A 16,185-nucleotide genomic window follows, 5' to 3' on the forward strand; every position below is an offset into this window, starting at 1 on the left:
TATAGGCTTGCAAGCCTATACCGCTACGCTGGCGAGCGACATGTCGCTCGAAACCCCAGCTACGCCATAGTGACTCTTTACATAATTCAAGACGATGTCCTGGAATTCCTCGACGATGCGTTCGCCGCGCAGGGTGACGACTTTTTCGCCGTCGACAAACACGGGCGCGGCCGGCGACTCGCCCGTGCCGGGCAGGCTGATGCCGATGTTCGCATGCTTCGATTCGCCGGGACCGTTGACGATGCAGCCCATGACGGCCACGTTCATCGCTTCCACGCCCGGATACGACTTTTTCCACTCCGGCATCTGCTCGCGCAGATACGTCTGGATGTTGTCGGCCAGCTCCTGGAAGGTGGTCGACGTCGTGCGACCGCAACCGGGACAGGCGATCACCATGGGCGCGAACTTGCGCAAGCCCATGGTTTGCAGGATTTCTTGGCCGACGATGACTTCACGCGTGCGGTCGCCGCCCGGTTCCGGGGTGAGCGAAATGCGGATGGTGTCGCCGATGCCCTCTTGCAACAGCACGGCCAGGGCCGCCGTCGAGGCGACGATGCCCTTGCTGCCCATGCCCGCTTCCGTCAAGCCCAGGTGCAGCGGATAGTCGCAGCGCTGCGCCAGCTCGCGGTACACGGCGATCAGATCCTGCACGCCAGAAACCTTGCACGACAGGATGATCTTGTCGCGCGCCAGGCCCAGCTCTTCGGCGCGCACGGCGTTTTCAATGGCCGACGTCACCAGCGCTTCATACATGACGGCTTGCGCCGGCCACGGTTCGGCGCGGCCCGCGTTTTCATCCATGATGCGCGCCAGCAAGGCCTGGTCCAGGCTGCCCCAGTTCACGCCGATGCGCACCGGCTTGTCATAACGGCAAGCCGCTTCGATCATTTGCGCGAATTGCGTGTCGCGCTTGGCGCCCTTGCCCACGTTGCCCGGATTGATGCGGTACTTCGACAGCGCGCGCGCGCAATCGGGGTAATCGTTGAGCAGGGTATGGCCGTTATAGTGAAAATCCCCCACCAGCGGCACGTCGATATCCATCTTGTCGAGCTGCTCGCGGATGTAGGGCACGGCCGCGGCCGCTTCCGGACGGTCCACCGTCAGGCGCACCAGTTCCGAACCGGCACGCGCCAGTTCCTTGATCTGGATCGCCGTGCCGATGGCGTCGGCCGTATCCGTGTTCGTCATCGACTGCACCACCACGGGGGCGTCGCCGCCCACCCAGATCTGGCGCTGGCCGTGCGCGATCAGCACCTTGCGGCTGTCGCGCCGGCCGGATGGACCGGAGCCGATCGCTGTTTTCGAGGTAGCCATAATATTATCTTCTGAGTTTGCGTGAACGATTACTGCAATTATTTGATGCTGACACGGGAAATCGTGCCGCCGGCAACGGTCGGCAAGTCCAGCTTGGCGCCTCGCAAAGTTGCCTGCACGACACCCGGCTTGCCCACCACCAGGGTGGCCGGACCGGTGATATCGAACGTTTCCGTACTGCCCGCCTTGACCATGCGCGAAATCAGCGGCGAGGTGCCGGGACGGCGAATTTCCACCCAGGAATCTTGCTCCACCTTCAGCACCAGCGCATTCGCGCCCACGGCGGCGGTACCGGCAGCCGCCGGCGGCGTGACAGCGGCCGTGGCCGCTGGCGTCACGGCTGGCGTCGTTGCCGGCGCAGCTGCTGGCGGCACGGCGGCGGCCGGCGCCGAAGCGATGGCGGAGGCGGGAGCGCCCGTCTGCGTATCGTTGCCTGGCGGCGGCGGCACGGAAATCAGGGGCACGGACGGCGACTGCACGGGCGTCAAATCCTGGCCCGGCTTGATCAGGGTCGTTTCGACGGGGCCCACTTCCGCATGCGCCGCTTCTTTCTCGACATGCGCGGACAGCAGACTGGCCGGCACATAGCCGAGCTTATAGGCGCCAAAGGCGGCCGCCACGACGACAGCCACGGCGCCGGCGATCCAGAGGGGAGTCTGGTTCGACGAGCGCTGCGTCATCGACGGGAAGCGCGATTCGGAAAACGTGGCGGAAATCTCGCGCCGCACGGGCGCGGCCGGATCTTGCGCCGGCGCCGGATGGACTTCGATCATGGCCACCAGCGGCGCCGCGTCGATGCGCACCACCTTGGCGTAGGCGCGCACGAAACCGCGCACCACGGCCACGTTCGGCAAAGCCGCCATGTCGCCCTCTTCCAGCGCGATCACCTGGCGCGGCGCCAGCTTGAGCTGGTCGGCCACCTGTTCCACCGGCCAGCCCAGCGCTTCGCGCTGCGCCTTCAACTGTGCGCCTGCCAACGCAAGATTGCCCTGGGGCTGCTGCTGAGGCGTTTCTGCCCACTCTGAATTCATTGGTATCCCTGTCTCACTCATCAAACGCCCCATTTTGATAAGCAGCATATTCGGGGGAGCCGGAATGGTGGTTGCGCAAATGCGCCCCCAGGCCAGCTTCCGCACCCGCATCCCCGAGCTTATGCTGCACCTTGATCCCGAGCCACAGCACATCGGCCGTCTGGCTCTCCATTGTTGCTATCCTGCCGAGCCGCTGCAAATAATAAGCCGCTTGCCGGTAGTCTTGCTGTTGGTAATACACGCGCACCAGGCCGGCGTTCGTCACTGCCACGTCTGGTGCGATGCGCACGGCGCGCATCAAATATGCGCCCGCACGCGGGTAATCGTTCAGGGCCAGGCTGCAAGCGCCCCCATTGTTGAGCGCTTTTTCCGGCGACACATACGCCGCATCGGCCAAGGCCGCATCGAAATACGCCAGCGATTGCGCGGCGCGTCCCGTCTGGCACAAAAACAGGCCGTAATTATTGCTCAACTCAGGATTGTGGGGCGCAAGGCGCAAAGCGTAAAGGAAATCTTTCTCGGCAGGCACAGTTTGCCGCTGGGCCGCGAGGATCAGGGCGCGCACGCCATAGGCTTGCGCATCGTCCGGCGCCAGTTGCACGGCTTGCGTCGCTTCCGCCAGGGCCACGTCGAGCTGGCCTTGCGCATAATACGCGCTGGCCAGCTGCAAGCGCAGCGCGGCACGCTCCTGCGTACTCGCCAGCGCCTCCTGACGCAAGGCGGCGCCCGCATCGACGGGAGCGGAAGCACAGCCGACCAGCAGCACGGCCAGGCAAACAGCGGCCACAGCGAGCGAGCGTTGGTAAGCCATGCCTTCCCTCATCAGGAGCGGATTTCCACGATCTTGCCGAAATTGGCGCCAAATTTCTGTTGATACTCAGTCATCTTTTCCATGCGCTCCTGCACCCGCGTGCGGTCCTTGACTTCGCCGGCCAGCTGGCCGCAGGCCGCATCGATATCGTCGCCGCGCGTCTTGCGCACGGTGGTGATGATGCCGCCATCCATCAGCACCTGGGCAAAGGACTTGATGCGCGGGTTTTTCGAGCGGAACAGGCCCGACTCAGGGAAGGGATTGAACGGGATCAGGTTGAACTTGCAGTTCACGCCGAACTCGCGGTCTTGCACCAGCGCCAGCAGTTCGCGCGCGTGCTCGTCGCTGTCGTTGACGCCGTCCAGCATACAGTATTCGAAGGTGATGAAATCGCGCGGGGCGAATTCCAGGTAGCGCTTGCAGGCCGCCATCAATTCCTTCAGCGGGTATTTCTTGTTCAGTGGAATCAAACCGTCGCGCAAGGCATCGTTCGAGGCGTGCAGCGAGACGGCCAGGGCCACCGGCACTTCCTGCGACAGCTTGTCCATCATCGGCACCACGCCCGACGTCGACAGGGTCACGCGGCGGCGCGACAGGCCGTAGGCGTTGTCGTCGAGCATCAATTTCAGGGCCGTGACGGTCGGTTCAAAGTTCAGCAGGGGCTCGCCCATGCCCATCATCACCACGTTGGTGATCTGGCGCTCGCCTTTCGGGCCCGGTTCGATGCCCTTGGTGCGGCGCAATTCGAATTCGGCCATCCACAGCTGGCCGATGATCTCGCCCACGGACAGGTTGCGGTTGAAGCCTTGCTTGCCCGTCGAGCAGAAACGGCAATTCACGGCGCAGCCGGCCTGGGTCGAGATGCACAGGGTGCCGCGGTTTTCTTCCGGAATGAACACGGTTTCCACGGCATTGCCATTGCCTACGTCAACCAGCCACTTGCGCGTACCGTCCGTCGACGTATGGTCGCTGATGATGGCCGGGGCGCGCACTTCGGCGCGCGTGGCCAGCTTGTCGCGCAGCGACTTGGCCAGGTCCGTCATGGCGTCGAAATCGGAAGCGCCGAACTGGTGTATCCAACGTTGCAATTGTTTCGCACGAAACGGTTTCTCTCCCAACTCGGCGCAGTAGGCGATGAGTTGCGCGGGATCAAGGTCCAGCAAGTTGGTGAGGTTCGTCGTATTCATGATCATGCCTATTCTAAAAATCCGTCCCCGCGCGCATCCGGAGCGAAAACTCCACAGCGCAGCGGGAACAGGGGGTGATAAGTTATTTCACAGATAACGCCAGGAAATAACGTTATCTAAGGCAATTAAGCCTTCAGTTCTGGGAAGAAGTAAGCGATTTCCACTTTAGCAGCTTCGACAGCGTCGGAACCGTGTACGGCGTTAGCGTCGATCGAATCGGCGAAATCGGCGCGGATCGTGCCTTTTTCTGCTTTCTTCGGATCGGTCGCGCCCATCAGGTCACGGTGGGCCAGAACGGCGTTTTCGCCTTCCAGGGCTTGGATCATGACTGGACCGGAAACCATGAAGTCGACCAGATCCTTGAAGAAGCCGCGTTCTTTGTGCGCTGCGTAGAAGCCTTCAGCTTGTTCGCGCGACAGTTGGGTCATGCGTGCTGCAACGATTTTCAGGCCAGCGTTTTCAAAACGGGAGTAGATTTGACCGATTACGTTTTTTGCAACTGCGTCTGGTTTGATGATCGACAGGGTGCGTTCGATTGCCATGTGTGAAAACTCCAATAAAAAGTAAGGTTTAAAACGGTAAATTGATAACTCAATCAACCTTTGATTTTACCATACTCCACCCCATATCACCCAGACAGGCAGGGGGCATCTTGCCGCCCTGCCCCCGTTTAATGAAATCTTAAGCTGCTTTTTTGGCAAATTCCGGCCCTCATGCTATCCTTGGGCAAAGCAGTAATTTGAATTGACAACACGGAGGCACTATGAATCAGAACATGCAACGCACCTTTGACCTCTCGGGGGGCATGCAGCAAGTCCGCCATCAGGTCTTGCGCAACACTTACTGGCTGCTGGCGCTGTCCATGATCCCGACCGTGCTGGGCGCCTTCATCGGCGTGCAGATGCATTTGCCGATGCTGACCGGCGGCATGGGTTTCATCATCTTCATGGCCGTCGCATTCGGCTTCATGTACGCGATTGAAAAGACCAAGAACTCGGGCCTGGGCGTCGCCGTCCTGCTGGGCTTTACCTTCTTCATGGGCCTGATGCTCACGCCTATCCTGACGCGTACCCTGGGCTATTCGAACGGCGGCATGCTGATCATGACGGCATTCGGCGGCACGGCCACCATCCTGGCCGTGATGGCGACCATCGCCACGGTCTCGAAGCGCGACTTCTCGGCCATGGGCAAATGGCTGTTCGCCGGCGTGATCGTGCTGATCCTGGCATCGGTGGCGAACATCTTCCTGGGCCTGTCGGCACTGTCGATCGTGATCTCCATGGTCGCCATCGCCATCTTCTCGGCTTACATCCTGTATGACGTGCAGCAAATCATCAACGGCGGCGAGACCAACTACATCTCGGCCACCCTGCGCATCTACCTGGACGTGTACAACATCTTCACCAGCCTGCTCTCCTTGCTCGGCTTCGCTGGCGGCAGCCGCGACTAAGACTAAGCATTGCGCTTGAACAAAAAGCCGACCTTCGGGTCGGCTTTTTTACGTCTGTCGCATCTACTTGCCCTTTTCCGCCACCTCCAGCAGGCAGGCGCGGGCGCGGTCCAGGGTCGGGTTGTCGCGCTGGGCCGCATACACGGCGTAGGCGGAATGCGAGAATTCGGGCGCGTCGCGCACGCGGTGCAAGAGCCCCGCATCGAGGTAGGGCTGGGCCGAGCCGATACGGAAGTAACTGGCGCCGCCCACGTCCAGCAGGTAGACGAGGGCCAGCGGCCCCAGCGAGATCGAGATGGGCGGGCTGCTCAGTTCCGGATACGCGGCCTGGTGATTGGCGGCGAAACTGGGGCCCCAGTCCACGTACACATACGTATCGGCCTGCATCTGGCCGTCATCGCGCGTGGTCACCATCACCAGCTTTTCCTCGGCCAGCAATTCGCTGGCCAGGCCCGGACGCTGGGGCGGGTTGTACAGCACGGCCAGGTCGAGCGAGCCGTCGTGCACGGCGTCGAGCAGGCGCGCGGGACTGTCGACTTCCGCGCGCAAGGCGATCTCGGGGCAGTCGCGGCTCATGCGTATCAGCCAGTCGCCGAGCAGCGGCTGCCACAAGCTCAGCTCGCAGCCGATGCTGACGGCGTCGTCGCGCCCCGGCGGCAAGGCCACCTGGTGGCGCGCCCGCTCCCACACCTGCACCATGGTGGCCGCGTGGCGCATGAAGCGCTCGCCGGCCGGCGTCAGGCGCGCGCCCGCCTTGTTGCGCACGAACAATTGGCGCCCCAGCTGCTGCTCCAGGGTGCGGATGCGGGCGCTGACGGCCGTTTGCGTCACGTGCATGCGTTCGGCAGCCATGATGAAGCTGCCGCAGGAAGCCACTTCCAGGAAGGTACGCGCTTGATTGATATCCATCAATCCATCATATCAGTTGCCGCACATCTCAACTGACACGCTCATAGCCGCCCAATACGCCCTGTTTCGACAAGACCCATTGCCACAGCTGCAAATCGCGCGCGCGGAAGGCGCCAGCGCAGGACAGCAGATAGTATGACCACATGCGGTGGAAGCGCTCGCCCAGCTGGGCGGAAAACTGCGGCCACGCCTGCTCGAAATTCGCATGCCAGGCCATCAGGGTCTTGTCGTAGTCGGCGCCGAAGTTGTGCAAGTCTTCGGCCACAAATAAATCGTCCATGGCGTCGCCGATCTGGCCCAGCGACGGCAAGTCGCCGTTCGGGAAGATGTATTTGTCGATCCACGGGTCGCACGTGGAATGGCGCTTGTTCTTGCCTATCGTGTGCAGCAGGAACAGGCCATCGTCTTCCAGGCAGCGGTGCGCCACTTCCATGAAGGTGCGGTGGTTCTTGTGGCCCACGTGTTCGAACATGCCGATGCTGACGATGCGGTCGAATTTTTCATTGGTGTCGCGGTAATCCTGCAGGCGGAAGTCCAGGCGCTCGCCGCCCGGCATGCTGCGTGCATACGCGGCCTGCTCTTTCGAAATCGTCACGCCCACGCACTGCACCTGGTATTTTTCCGCCGCATAGCGCATGAAACTGCCCCAGCCGCAGCCGATGTCGAGCACGCGCATGCCCGGTTCCAGCCCGAGCTTGCGGCAGATCAAATCGAGCTTCGCTTCCTGCGCCTCGGCCAGGTTGCCGGCATCCTTCCAGTAGCCGCAGGTATAGGTCATGCGCGGATCGAGCATGGCCGCATAGAAGGCATTGCCCAGGTCATAGTGCTCCTTGCCCACCATCCAGGCGCGGCGCTCCGTCTGCAAGTTGAACAGGCGCGCGTACAGCGCGTGAAAGGCCAGGCGCATGGGGCGCACATCGTCGGCCACCCTGGCGCGCAGCAAATGGCAAAAGAATTCATCGAGCTGCTGCGCATCCCAGTCGCCGTCCATGTACGCTTCGCCCAGGCCCAGGTTGCCGCTGGCGAAGGCCCGTTCGGGCACGCCCGGTTTGCGCAGCTGCATGTCCCAGGCGGCGCGGCCATTCAGGTGGATGTCGGCCTTCGCCAGCAATTCGGCCGCTTCGCGCGTCAGCCGCGTGTCCATGGTGATTTTCGGTGTTTGCTGCAACTGCATTGCTGCTTGTGTCGTGTGCTGCGTGTTCATGCCCTGCCGCCTCCAGATGGTTGTCGGTGCTGGCGCGCGCCGGCAAACCCCATCAGCGGCCCGGCGCCGCGCCAGCCATAAAATTATCCGCCCGCCATCGCCATCTGGATAATGAAACATCATGGTCATTCATATCAAAATAATTGCTGCAAAATGATTTGAATCAATTATTTTATGGAAATATTTTATACAAGTATGGCCCCGTAACATGCAAAAAGCCGCCTATAAGGCGGCTGTTCGCGGCAGGTTCGCGCCATGCGGCGCCACGATCAAAAGTCGTGATTCGATGGATACTTGCTGTAAAAATCGTTATCCCATTTGAAATTGGTAAACGCCACCGTCATCGATACGTCGAGCGCTTCGACGAAATGCCAGCAGCCGACGGGCAGGAACAGGATCTCGCCCGGCGCCAGCACGCATTCGCGCACTTGCACGTCGGCCATCAGCGGGTAGCGCCGCAGGTCGATGTCGCGCCCGTCGACGGGCGTAAAGCAGTGGCGCTGGTTGTACACGCGCGCCACCTCGCAGGCGGCCATGATGCGCAGGCGCTTGCGGCCCTTGACCTGGGCCATGAAGTTGTTCGTCAGGTCGTGGTGGAATGGCGTCACCGTGCCGGCCGGGCCAAACCACAGGAAACCCGTGGGAGCGCCCCCCTGTGCCAGGTATTCGGGCAGCTGGCCGATATCATCCCACAGCTCGCGCAAGGCTTGGCGGTTCTGCGAATTGTTATTCGCCGTCATGTAGAAATCGTTGGTCGCGCCGCTGGCCTCGACCAGGCTGGCGTACTCGCCGAACGCCATCTTGCGCTTGTGCGCCACGCTGTTCATTTCATACTGGGCATCCGCTTCGCGGCCGAACTGCACTTCCACTTCGCGCTGCGCGTAATGCTCGCGGAAATACGCGGGACTCCATTTCGCTATGGCGGGCCAGTCATCCATCATGCCCGTGATGATGACGGGCTGGTTGGTGGAATAGTACTCGTCCAGGAATTCCTGCGCGGACAGCTTGTCGCGGCGGGGAATCTCGGGTGTACGCAGGTGGTTCAGCTTGCGCTGGATGTCGATCACCCAGTCGCGCTTGGCCAGGCGGTTCGACAGGCGCACGGCGCCGGCCAGGTAGGGACTCTGCAGCGCCAGCTCGATTTCGCGGCGCGCCAGGGGCTCCGCGATGCCGGCCTGCTGCAGCACCGGCATCAGCGCCGACGGATGGCTGCCCAGCATGAGGTTTTCCGCGATCCAGCTGCGCCACTCGCGGCTCAGCTCCTGCTCCTGCTGCTCCTGTTGCTGCTTCTGCTTGACTCCGAATGTCGATACCGCCGCCATCGCCCGCCTCCCGTGTTTTTATATGAATACACGGCCGGACAGCATGGCTATCCGGCCGCGTCTTACGCTACATCAACATTACCGCACTTTCCACACCTCGGTTGCCAGCACGCCATTCGCGTCGCCATCGAGTTCCCACGAGAACGCGCCGCGCAAGCCCTGGTCCTTGACGTATTTCACCTTGGTGCCGATGACGGTCGGATCGTCATAGCTCCACCACTGGCCGCCCGCACCCGTGTACAGGTACAGCTGCTTGGTCACGGGATGGTAGTAGCGCGTGCCGGCCTTGGCGACGAGGATTTTATAGTCCTCGATGCCCGACTCGTAGGTGCCCGGCGCCGTGCCCGTGGCCGCCTGGTACAGGCCATCGCCATTCGGTCCCGGCGCCACGCCCGTCCAGCCGCGGCCATAGAACGGTATGCCCAGCAGCAGCTTGTCGCGCGGCACGCCGGCGGCAATCATGTACTGCACCGCCTTGTCGCCCACGTATTCACGCGCCATGCCTGTCGACGGATCGGCAGGGTCGGCAAACAGCTGGGCGTTGAAGTTGGTGCTGTTTTCCCATCCGCCGTGGAAGTCGTAGGTCATCAGGTTGATCCAATCCATGTACTGCGAGTACAGGGCCGGTTCCGTGTTGTCGATCTTGTCCTTGCCGGCACCGACCGCGGCCGTCAACAGGTAGCGCTTGCCGTTGGCGGAGCCGAGCGCATCAAGCTGGGCACGGAATTCCGCCATCAGCAAGGTGAAATTGCGCTTGTCGTTGGGGCTGACCGTGTTGTACGGCTGGCCGCCGCCGACCGGATATTCCCAGTCGATGTCGATGCCGTCAAAGATATTCGCCGCCGCGCCCACGCCGCCGCGACCGCCCTGCACCGGCAGGTTGCCCTTGATGTAGATATCGATGCACGAGCGCACCATCTGCTTGCGCAGCGCATCCGTGGCCGAACCGACGGAGAAGTTCTTCGACCAGCTCCAGCCGCCCAGCGAGATGAACAGTTTCAAGTTCGGGTGCGCCGCTTTGAGCTTTTTCAACTGCAGGAAGTTGCCCGACAACGGTGCGTCCCAAGGAATCGCCTGGCCATCGACGGTGCGTTTCGGCGTGCGGATGTAGTCGGCCTCGGCATCGCCGCCCGTACCCGCATCCGGCGAATTCGGATTCGTCGCACCCGGCTCCGTCTTGGTGATCATGGCGCATTCATAGCCGCCGTTTTTCGGATAGATATTGCCGAAAGCGTAGTTGATGAAGGTCAACTTGTCGGCCACGCCGCTGGTATGCACGTTCGCCACTTCATAGTCGCGGCCATACACGCCCCATTGGGCGAAATAGGAACCGACTTCGCGGCCCGTTGGCGTCGGCGTTGGCGTCGGGGTCGGGGTCGGCGTCGGCGTCGGCGTCGGAGTAGGTGTCGGCGTAGGCGTTGGTGTCGGGGTAGGCGTGGTGCTGCAGATCTCCAGGCTGGTCCATGGCTTGCCCGTGCCGGCGGCGCCGCTGCTGGTCGACGGGTTGTCGCCCTGCGTCCAGTAATTGGCGCGGTAATTCGTGCCCGCATAGCTGACGGTGGCGCCCGCGCTGTAGGCCGTGCCGGCCACCCACGCCAGCGCGCACGTGCCGCCGGTCGGCGTTGGCGTCGGGGTGGGCGTTGGATTCGGCGTAGGCGCCGGTGTCGGCGTGGGTGTGGGCGTCGGGGTCGGCGTTGGCGTAGGAGTTGGCGTGGTGCCGCCATCGCACGTGCCGCCTGCGCTCCACAGGCTAGGCGTGGCGACGGGGTTCCAACCCGAGCCGACGTGATCGGTCTGCGTCACCAGGGCCGTGTAGTTGGCGCCCAGGTAGGTGACCACCGTGCCCGCGTTATACGTGCCGCCCTCTTGCCACGGCACGCACGCGACCACCGTGCTGGCCGCCAGCAATTGCGAACCGGCCGGCGCGCCGGCGTCACCACCGCCGCCGCAGGCCGCCAGCACGCCACCGCTGGCCAGACATACCATCATGTTCCTGATCGTTTTCTTGAGTATCAAATTTTCCACGTTGTCTCCTGTTCAGGTTTGCGGAAATACCACTCTGCTTCAATGAAAAAGCTACCCTGTGATTTTGTTTTTTGCAGTTGCAAGAACAGCATGCTGCTGAAAAAATAGGCGGTCAAGTGGTTTTGAAGTGGCCTCAAAGTGGGCAATACCACTTTACAAAGAAAGCATAACGGCGGAGACAGACGGCGCGTTGTCCTACTGGACAAGCAAAAAAAAGGCAGAGGAAGGATGAAAAAAGACGCTGGATCGGGAAAAGACAGACCAGTTTTATAACACGCTGTAAGTGGTATTGCCGTGGAGTCAGGAGAAAAGGCAGCATTTGTGCAAGCGCCCTGAATAGCCTCGGCGCGCCTGAAAAATGTTCAGAGCAAGGCGCCTTGCCGAAGACAGTACGAATAGTACGGCTAGGCAAGGCAACGCAGCTATGGACGTTTTATCAGGTGTGCCCTCAGATCAAATCAAAGACCGCCATCGATTCCACGTGCGAAGTATGCGGGAACATGTTCACCACGCCCGCCTTGCTCAGCACATAACCCGCTTCCAGCGCCAGGATGCCAGCGTCGCGCGCCAGGGTCGACGGGCTGCACGACACGTAGACGATGCGTTTGGGCAGCAGGTCCGGACGCACTTGCGACAGGCCGACCAGCGCCTGGCACAGGGCCATGGCGCCATCGCGCGGCGGGTCGACGAGGATGCGGTCGAACTTGCCCAGCGCGATCAGGTCGTCCGTCGTCACTTCGAACAGGTTGCGCGTGGAGAACGAGGTTTTTTCCGCCAGGCCATTGGCCAGCGCGTTTTCCAGCGCCCGCTCCGTCAGGGTGGTGCTGCCTTCGATGCCCACCACTTCGCTGCCTTGCGTGGCCAGCGGCAAGGTGAAATTGCCCAGGCCGCAGAACAGGTCGGCCACGCGGTCCGTCGGCTGCACTTCCAGCAAACGCAGGGCTTTCGATACCAGCACGCGGTTGATGTGGTGGTTCACCTGGGTAAAATCGACGGGCTTGAACGGCATCTTGACGCCGAATTCCGGCAGCAGGTAGTGCAATTGCTTGTCCAGCGGATAGAACGGCACGGCCGTTTCCGGGCCTTTCACCTGCAGCCACCATTGCACGCCGTATTCGTCGGCAAAGGCCTTCAATTTCGTTTCGTCATCCGCCGTCAACGGCGCCATGATGCGCAAGACCATGGCGGTGACGTCTTCGCCCACGGCCAGCTCGATCTGCGGCATCTGGTCGAAGATGGACAGCGAAGCAATCAATCCGCGCAGCGGCAGCAGCATGGCGGAGATGTGCGGCGGCAAGATTTCACAGCTATCCATGTCGGCCACGAACGCCGATTTCTTTTCATGGAAGCCCACCAGCACGGCGTCTTTCTTCTTGACGTGGCGCACGGACAGGCGCGCGCGGTAGCGGTAACCCCACGTCGGGCCATACATCGGGCGCATGATGCTTTGCGGACGCACCTTGCCGATATGCCACAAGTTGTCTTCCAGCACGCGCTGCTTGATCGCCACCTGCGCCGACGGCTCCAGGTGCTGCATCGAGCAGCCGCCGCAATTGTCGAAATGCTTGCACTTGGGCGTCACGCGCATGGACGATTCGCGGTGCAGCGCCGTCATGCGGGCCATTTCCCAGTTCTTCTTTTTCTTGAACGTCACAAAGCTGACGCGCTCGCCCGGCAACGCGCCTTCGACAAACACGACCTTGCCCGGCGAGCCGTCTTCGTTCTCAATATGGCCAACGCCACGGGCGTCCATGTCGAGCGATTTGATTTCGATGATATTTTCTTGCATAGCGATCAATAGGTAAGAGTGGGCCAGGACGCAGGGCCGCGCTGGAACTTGAAAGAATGGGGGAAAGGTCAGGCGCCGCGAGCGGGGCGTATGATAGCAGATCGCGACAGGCAAAAGCCGCTCAAGCCCTCACCGGGCAACAAGCCTGAGAAAATGCGCGGGGCAAGGCGCGTGGCCGAAGACAGTACGCCAGTACGGCGAGGCCATGCAACGCCGCCATGGGCGTTTTATCAGACTTGCTACAGTAAGGAGTCGCGCACGACGCCGCGTGCGGCCATAGCCCGTTTGAGCTTGATCAAGGCTTCTTGCTGGATCTGGCGCACTCTTTCCCGCGTCACGCCCATTTCCTCGGCCAGGGTTTCCAGGGTGGCAGGGTCGTCATTGTCGAGGCCGAAACGGCGCATGATGACGACGCGCTGCTTGTCGGGCAGCTTGGTCAGCCAGTCGCGCACCAGCACCGTCATTTCATGGTGTTCCGCGCGCGCGTCGGGGCTGTCTTCGCTGGCGCCGGGCAACATGTCCATCAGCGACGATTGCGGGTCGTTGTCGAGCGGCGCGTCGAGCGACGTGGCGTGCTCGGACAGGGCCAGGATATCCTGCACCTCTTCCACGGGACGGCCCACCAGGTGGGCGATGTCTTCCGCGGTGGCATCCTTGCCATCGTGGTGCTGGGCTTCCAGGTGGTACTTGCCGCGCAGAATTTGATTCAGTTCGCGCACCATGTGCACGGGCAGGCGCACCGTGCGCGCCTGGTTCATGATGGCGCGCTCGATGCTCTGGCGTATCCACCAGGTGGCGTAGGTAGAGAAACGGAAACCGCGCTCGGGCTCGAACTTGTCGATGGCCCGCATCAGGCCGATGTTGCCTTCCTCTATCATGTCGAGCAAGACCACGCCGCGGTTGATGTAATGCTTGGCGATCGACACGACCAGGCGCAGGTTGTGCTCGATCATGGTTTGCCGGGCTTCGAAATTGCCCTGCTTGGCGAGGGTGGCGTAATGCACCTCTTGCGCCGCCGTCAGCAGGGGCCGCGTGCCGATCTGGTTCAGATAGTGCTGGGTGGTATCGGTCGACAGCTCGGCCGCCAGCACTTTTTTCAATTCATCGACACTTTCGACCAGCACGCTGACGCTGGCCACCTCGCCGCCCTCGCCCGCGTCGACGGCGTCGATACCGTCAAGTTCGCCGGCATCGTCCGTCACGACTTCGTCTGCCCCGTCTTCCGGCAGTTCCGGGTCATCGTCCAGCTGGTCGTGCGGCGCGTGTGTCATTGCTTTACCTAACGGTTAGGCAGGAATTTCGAAGGGTCGACAGGCTTGCCCTGCTGGCGAATTTCAAAGTGCAGCTTCACGCGGTCGGCATCGGAATCGCCCATTTCGGCGATGGCCTGGCCTTTGTTGACGTTCTGCCCTTCCTTCACCAGGATGCTGCGGTTATGCGCATACGCCGACAATAAACTATTACTGTGCTTCACGATGACAAGATTACCATAACCACGGATTCCGCTCCCGGCATACATGACTTTTCCCGCGCCGGCGGCCACTACTTGCTGGCCCGCCTTGCCGGCGATATCGACGCCCTTGTTCTTGCCTTCGTCGAAAGTGCCGATGACCTTGCCTTCGGAAGGCCACATCCAGCTGATCTTGTCGTCGCCAGGCGCCGATGCCGCCGGGGCTGCCGCGGCGGCGGCCGGTGCGGCGGCGACGGCTGCCGCCGGGGCTGGCGCAGGCTTGGCGTCGCCCGTGCCGCCATCGGCGCGCAATTCGGCCAGGGTGGCGTCGGAATACGCGCGCTTCTCGCCGCGCGGGCCCGTTTTCTTCGGTACGACAGGCGCGGCCGGCTTGACTTCCGTCGCTGGCGGCATGACGATGGCCGACGTTTGCGCGCCGCCCGTGTCGCCATTCGGCGGCAACACGCGCAGCACCTGGTCGACCTTGATGTCGTTCGGGTTGCTCAAGTCATTCCAGGCCACCAGGTCGCGGTAATTCTGCCCGTGCTCGAGGGCGATGCGCAGCAGGGTGTCGCCACGCTTGACCGTGTAATAGGCCGGGTCGCGGTCGCGCGGATCGCTGGCGGCGGCGCTGCTGCTCGAGGGGTGGCGCTCGACGACGGGCGCCTGGACGCCCGTCGTGCCGCAACCGCTCAACAGCGCGGCCAAGGTGATGCCACATAGAAGTATGTTACTTTTCTTAATCATTCGCATGTATTTATATGTCCTGCTTGCTAGCTGATCCGGGGATCATATGGTGCCCGGGCGCAAAGGTACGAAATGGCAATCTTCCAGGGTTTGGCTAGTCCATTCCATTTTCCCCACCCGGGTAATGAGTTGTAAGTGTTGCAATTTAGCCCCCACCGGCGCAACCAGACGCCCGCCGGGCGCCAGCTGTTCCAGCAGGGCTTGCGGGACTTCCAGGCCGGCTGCGGCAAGGATGATCCCGTCGAAGGGCGCCGCCTGCGGCAGGCCAAGCATACCATCTCCGTACTGCAAGCGCAGATTCGACACGCGCAGCGGACGCAAATTCGCCTTCGCCAGCTCGTGCAGGGGCCGGATGCGCTCGATCGAATACACCTCTTTCGCCACCAGCGATAGCACCGCCGCCTGGTAACCGCAGCCCGTGCCGATTTCCAGCACGCGCTGCAACGCCCCGCCCTGGCGCATCACTTCGATCATGCGCGCCACGATGTACGGCTGCGAGATGGTCTGGTGGTGGCCGATGGGCAGCGAGGCGTCGATATACGCCTGCGACGCCAGCGCCTCGTCCATGAACATGTGGCGCGGCACGGCTTGCATGGCGTCCAGCACCACCTGGTCCTTGACGCCCTGTTTCGCGATGCGCGCCACCATGGCACGGCGCACGGCCTCCGAAACGAGCGGGTTTTGCCGCGGCGGCGACACCGCCGCCGGCTGCGCCCGCTCATTGGCGATGGCCTGGGCCCGCGACGGGGCGATGGCCGCGTGCGCGCCATACGGCTGCGCCACGCCCCGCGCCGCGTTTTGCGCCGCATTCTGCGTGGCCGTCTGCGGCGTGGCGATCCTGGACTGGGCCAGCGACTGTCCCCCGCCCTGCCTGGCGGGCTTGCCGGCCAGCGAATCGAGGGACAGGGGGAAGGTGCGCGGCTTATCGGTCATGGTTGTCGGTCAT

14 protein-coding genes are annotated in these 16,185 nt (G+C 62.3%); 1 reads left to right on the forward strand and 13 read right to left on the reverse strand.

From position 1 onward, the window contains the following. Positions 1 to 15: 15 nt before the first annotated feature. From ispG to ndk, 5 genes are all read right to left on the reverse strand, one after another. Positions 16 to 1,314, reverse strand: coding sequence for a flavodoxin-dependent (E)-4-hydroxy-3-methylbut-2-enyl-diphosphate synthase (gene ispG, locus O0881_RS08705; protein ID WP_251350508.1), 1,299 nt, complete (start codon positions 1,312 to 1,314; stop codon positions 16 to 18). 38 nt (positions 1,315 to 1,352) lie between these two features. Beyond that, on the reverse strand, positions 1,353 to 2,291 hold the full coding sequence (locus O0881_RS08710; protein WP_354670209.1) for a helix-turn-helix domain-containing protein: 939 nt from the start codon (positions 2,289 to 2,291) through the stop codon (positions 1,353 to 1,355). Positions 2,292 to 2,358: 67 nt separating this feature from the next. Continuing rightward, the gene (pilW, locus tag O0881_RS08715; RefSeq protein ID WP_289910928.1) at positions 2,359 to 3,156 is read right to left on the reverse strand and encodes a type IV pilus biogenesis/stability protein PilW; all 798 of its coding nucleotides are present in this window, start codon (positions 3,154 to 3,156) and stop codon (positions 2,359 to 2,361) included. 11 nt (positions 3,157 to 3,167) lie between these two features. Then, positions 3,168 to 4,343: a 23S rRNA (adenine(2503)-C(2))-methyltransferase RlmN gene (gene rlmN / locus O0881_RS08720; protein ID WP_289910930.1), complete on the reverse strand. Its 1,176-nt coding sequence runs from the start codon at positions 4,341 to 4,343 to the stop codon at positions 3,168 to 3,170. Between the two features lie 125 nt (positions 4,344 to 4,468). Beyond that, positions 4,469 to 4,885 carry a nucleoside-diphosphate kinase gene (gene ndk, locus O0881_RS08725; protein WP_034752036.1) on the reverse strand — a complete coding sequence of 139 codons (417 nt, stop codon included), beginning with the start codon at positions 4,883 to 4,885 and terminating at the stop codon, positions 4,469 to 4,471. Between the two features lie 221 nt (positions 4,886 to 5,106). Between ndk and O0881_RS08730 the strand changes: the two genes are divergently transcribed. Next, a complete protein-coding gene (locus tag O0881_RS08730; RefSeq protein WP_034752039.1) occupies positions 5,107 to 5,793 on the forward strand; it encodes a Bax inhibitor-1/YccA family protein in 687 nt (228 codons plus the stop codon). 63 nt (positions 5,794 to 5,856) lie between these two features. On the opposite strand, the gene O0881_RS08735 is transcribed toward O0881_RS08730, so the two are convergent. The 8 genes from O0881_RS08735 to O0881_RS08770 all read right to left on the reverse strand — a co-directional run bounded on the left by O0881_RS08735 (position 5,857) and on the right by O0881_RS08770 (position 16,172). Then, complete coding sequence (locus O0881_RS08735) at positions 5,857 to 6,702, reverse strand: LysR family transcriptional regulator (protein WP_289910932.1); 846 nt, start codon at positions 6,700 to 6,702, stop codon at positions 5,857 to 5,859. A gap of 28 nt (positions 6,703 to 6,730) precedes the next feature. Further along, a complete protein-coding gene (cfa, locus tag O0881_RS08740; RefSeq protein WP_289911478.1) occupies positions 6,731 to 7,876 on the reverse strand; it encodes a cyclopropane fatty acyl phospholipid synthase in 1,146 nt (381 codons plus the stop codon). A gap of 299 nt (positions 7,877 to 8,175) precedes the next feature. Further along, the gene (locus tag O0881_RS08745) at positions 8,176 to 9,228 is read right to left on the reverse strand and encodes a cupin-like domain-containing protein (protein WP_289910934.1); all 1,053 of its coding nucleotides are present in this window, start codon (positions 9,226 to 9,228) and stop codon (positions 8,176 to 8,178) included. A 78-nt stretch (positions 9,229 to 9,306) separates the two neighbouring features. After that, positions 9,307 to 11,253, reverse strand: coding sequence for a glycosyl hydrolase family 18 protein (locus O0881_RS08750; RefSeq protein WP_289910936.1), 1,947 nt, complete (start codon positions 11,251 to 11,253; stop codon positions 9,307 to 9,309). Positions 11,254 to 11,701: 448 nt separating this feature from the next. After that, entirely contained in the window at positions 11,702 to 13,042 is a 1,341-nt protein-coding gene (rlmD, locus tag O0881_RS08755; RefSeq protein ID WP_099667081.1) for a 23S rRNA (uracil(1939)-C(5))-methyltransferase RlmD, read from the reverse strand. A 239-nt stretch (positions 13,043 to 13,281) separates the two neighbouring features. Then, positions 13,282 to 14,313: an RNA polymerase sigma factor RpoS gene (rpoS, locus tag O0881_RS08760; RefSeq protein ID WP_077407335.1), complete on the reverse strand. Its 1,032-nt coding sequence runs from the start codon at positions 14,311 to 14,313 to the stop codon at positions 13,282 to 13,284. An 8-nt stretch (positions 14,314 to 14,321) separates the two neighbouring features. Beyond that, positions 14,322 to 15,239 carry a peptidoglycan DD-metalloendopeptidase family protein gene (locus tag O0881_RS08765; protein ID WP_289910937.1) on the reverse strand — a complete coding sequence of 306 codons (918 nt, stop codon included), beginning with the start codon at positions 15,237 to 15,239 and terminating at the stop codon, positions 14,322 to 14,324. A gap of 42 nt (positions 15,240 to 15,281) precedes the next feature. Next, the gene (locus tag O0881_RS08770; RefSeq protein ID WP_289898510.1) at positions 15,282 to 16,172 is read right to left on the reverse strand and encodes a protein-L-isoaspartate(D-aspartate) O-methyltransferase; all 891 of its coding nucleotides are present in this window, start codon (positions 16,170 to 16,172) and stop codon (positions 15,282 to 15,284) included. Positions 16,173 to 16,185 lie beyond the last annotated feature (13 nt).

This window comes from Janthinobacterium sp. SUN100 (assembly GCF_030397705.1).
In the GTDB taxonomy this organism is placed as follows: domain Bacteria; phylum Pseudomonadota; class Gammaproteobacteria; order Burkholderiales; family Burkholderiaceae_D; genus Janthinobacterium; species Janthinobacterium kumbetense.

Bases quoted from the DNA above. Each gene is read 5' to 3' on its own strand.
- rpoS (WP_077407335.1), bottom strand. From the start codon at position 14,313: ATGACACACGCGCCGCACGACCAGCTGGACGATGACCCGGAACTGCCG.
- rlmD (WP_099667081.1), bottom strand. From the start codon at position 13,042: ATGCAAGAAAATATCATCGAAATCAAATCGCTCGACATGGACGCCCGT.
- pilW (WP_289910928.1), bottom strand. From the start codon at position 3,156: ATGGCTTACCAACGCTCGCTCGCTGTGGCCGCTGTTTGCCTGGCCGTG.
- O0881_RS08765 (WP_289910937.1), bottom strand. From the start codon at position 15,239: ATGATTAAGAAAAGTAACATACTTCTATGTGGCATCACCTTGGCCGCG.
- ndk (WP_034752036.1), bottom strand. From the start codon at position 4,885: ATGGCAATCGAACGCACCCTGTCGATCATCAAACCAGACGCAGTTGCA.
- ispG (WP_251350508.1), bottom strand. From the start codon at position 1,314: ATGGCTACCTCGAAAACAGCGATCGGCTCCGGTCCATCCGGCCGGCGC.
- rlmN (WP_289910930.1), bottom strand. From the start codon at position 4,343: ATGAATACGACGAACCTCACCAACTTGCTGGACCTTGATCCCGCGCAA.
- O0881_RS08735 (WP_289910932.1), bottom strand. From the start codon at position 6,702: ATGGATATCAATCAAGCGCGTACCTTCCTGGAAGTGGCTTCCTGCGGC.
- cfa (WP_289911478.1), bottom strand. From the start codon at position 7,876: ATGCAGTTGCAGCAAACACCGAAAATCACCATGGACACGCGGCTGACG.
- O0881_RS08730 (WP_034752039.1), top strand. From the start codon at position 5,107: ATGAATCAGAACATGCAACGCACCTTTGACCTCTCGGGGGGCATGCAG.
- O0881_RS08770 (WP_289898510.1), bottom strand. From the start codon at position 16,172: ATGACCGATAAGCCGCGCACCTTCCCCCTGTCCCTCGATTCGCTGGCC.
- O0881_RS08745 (WP_289910934.1), bottom strand. From the start codon at position 9,228: ATGGCGGCGGTATCGACATTCGGAGTCAAGCAGAAGCAGCAACAGGAG.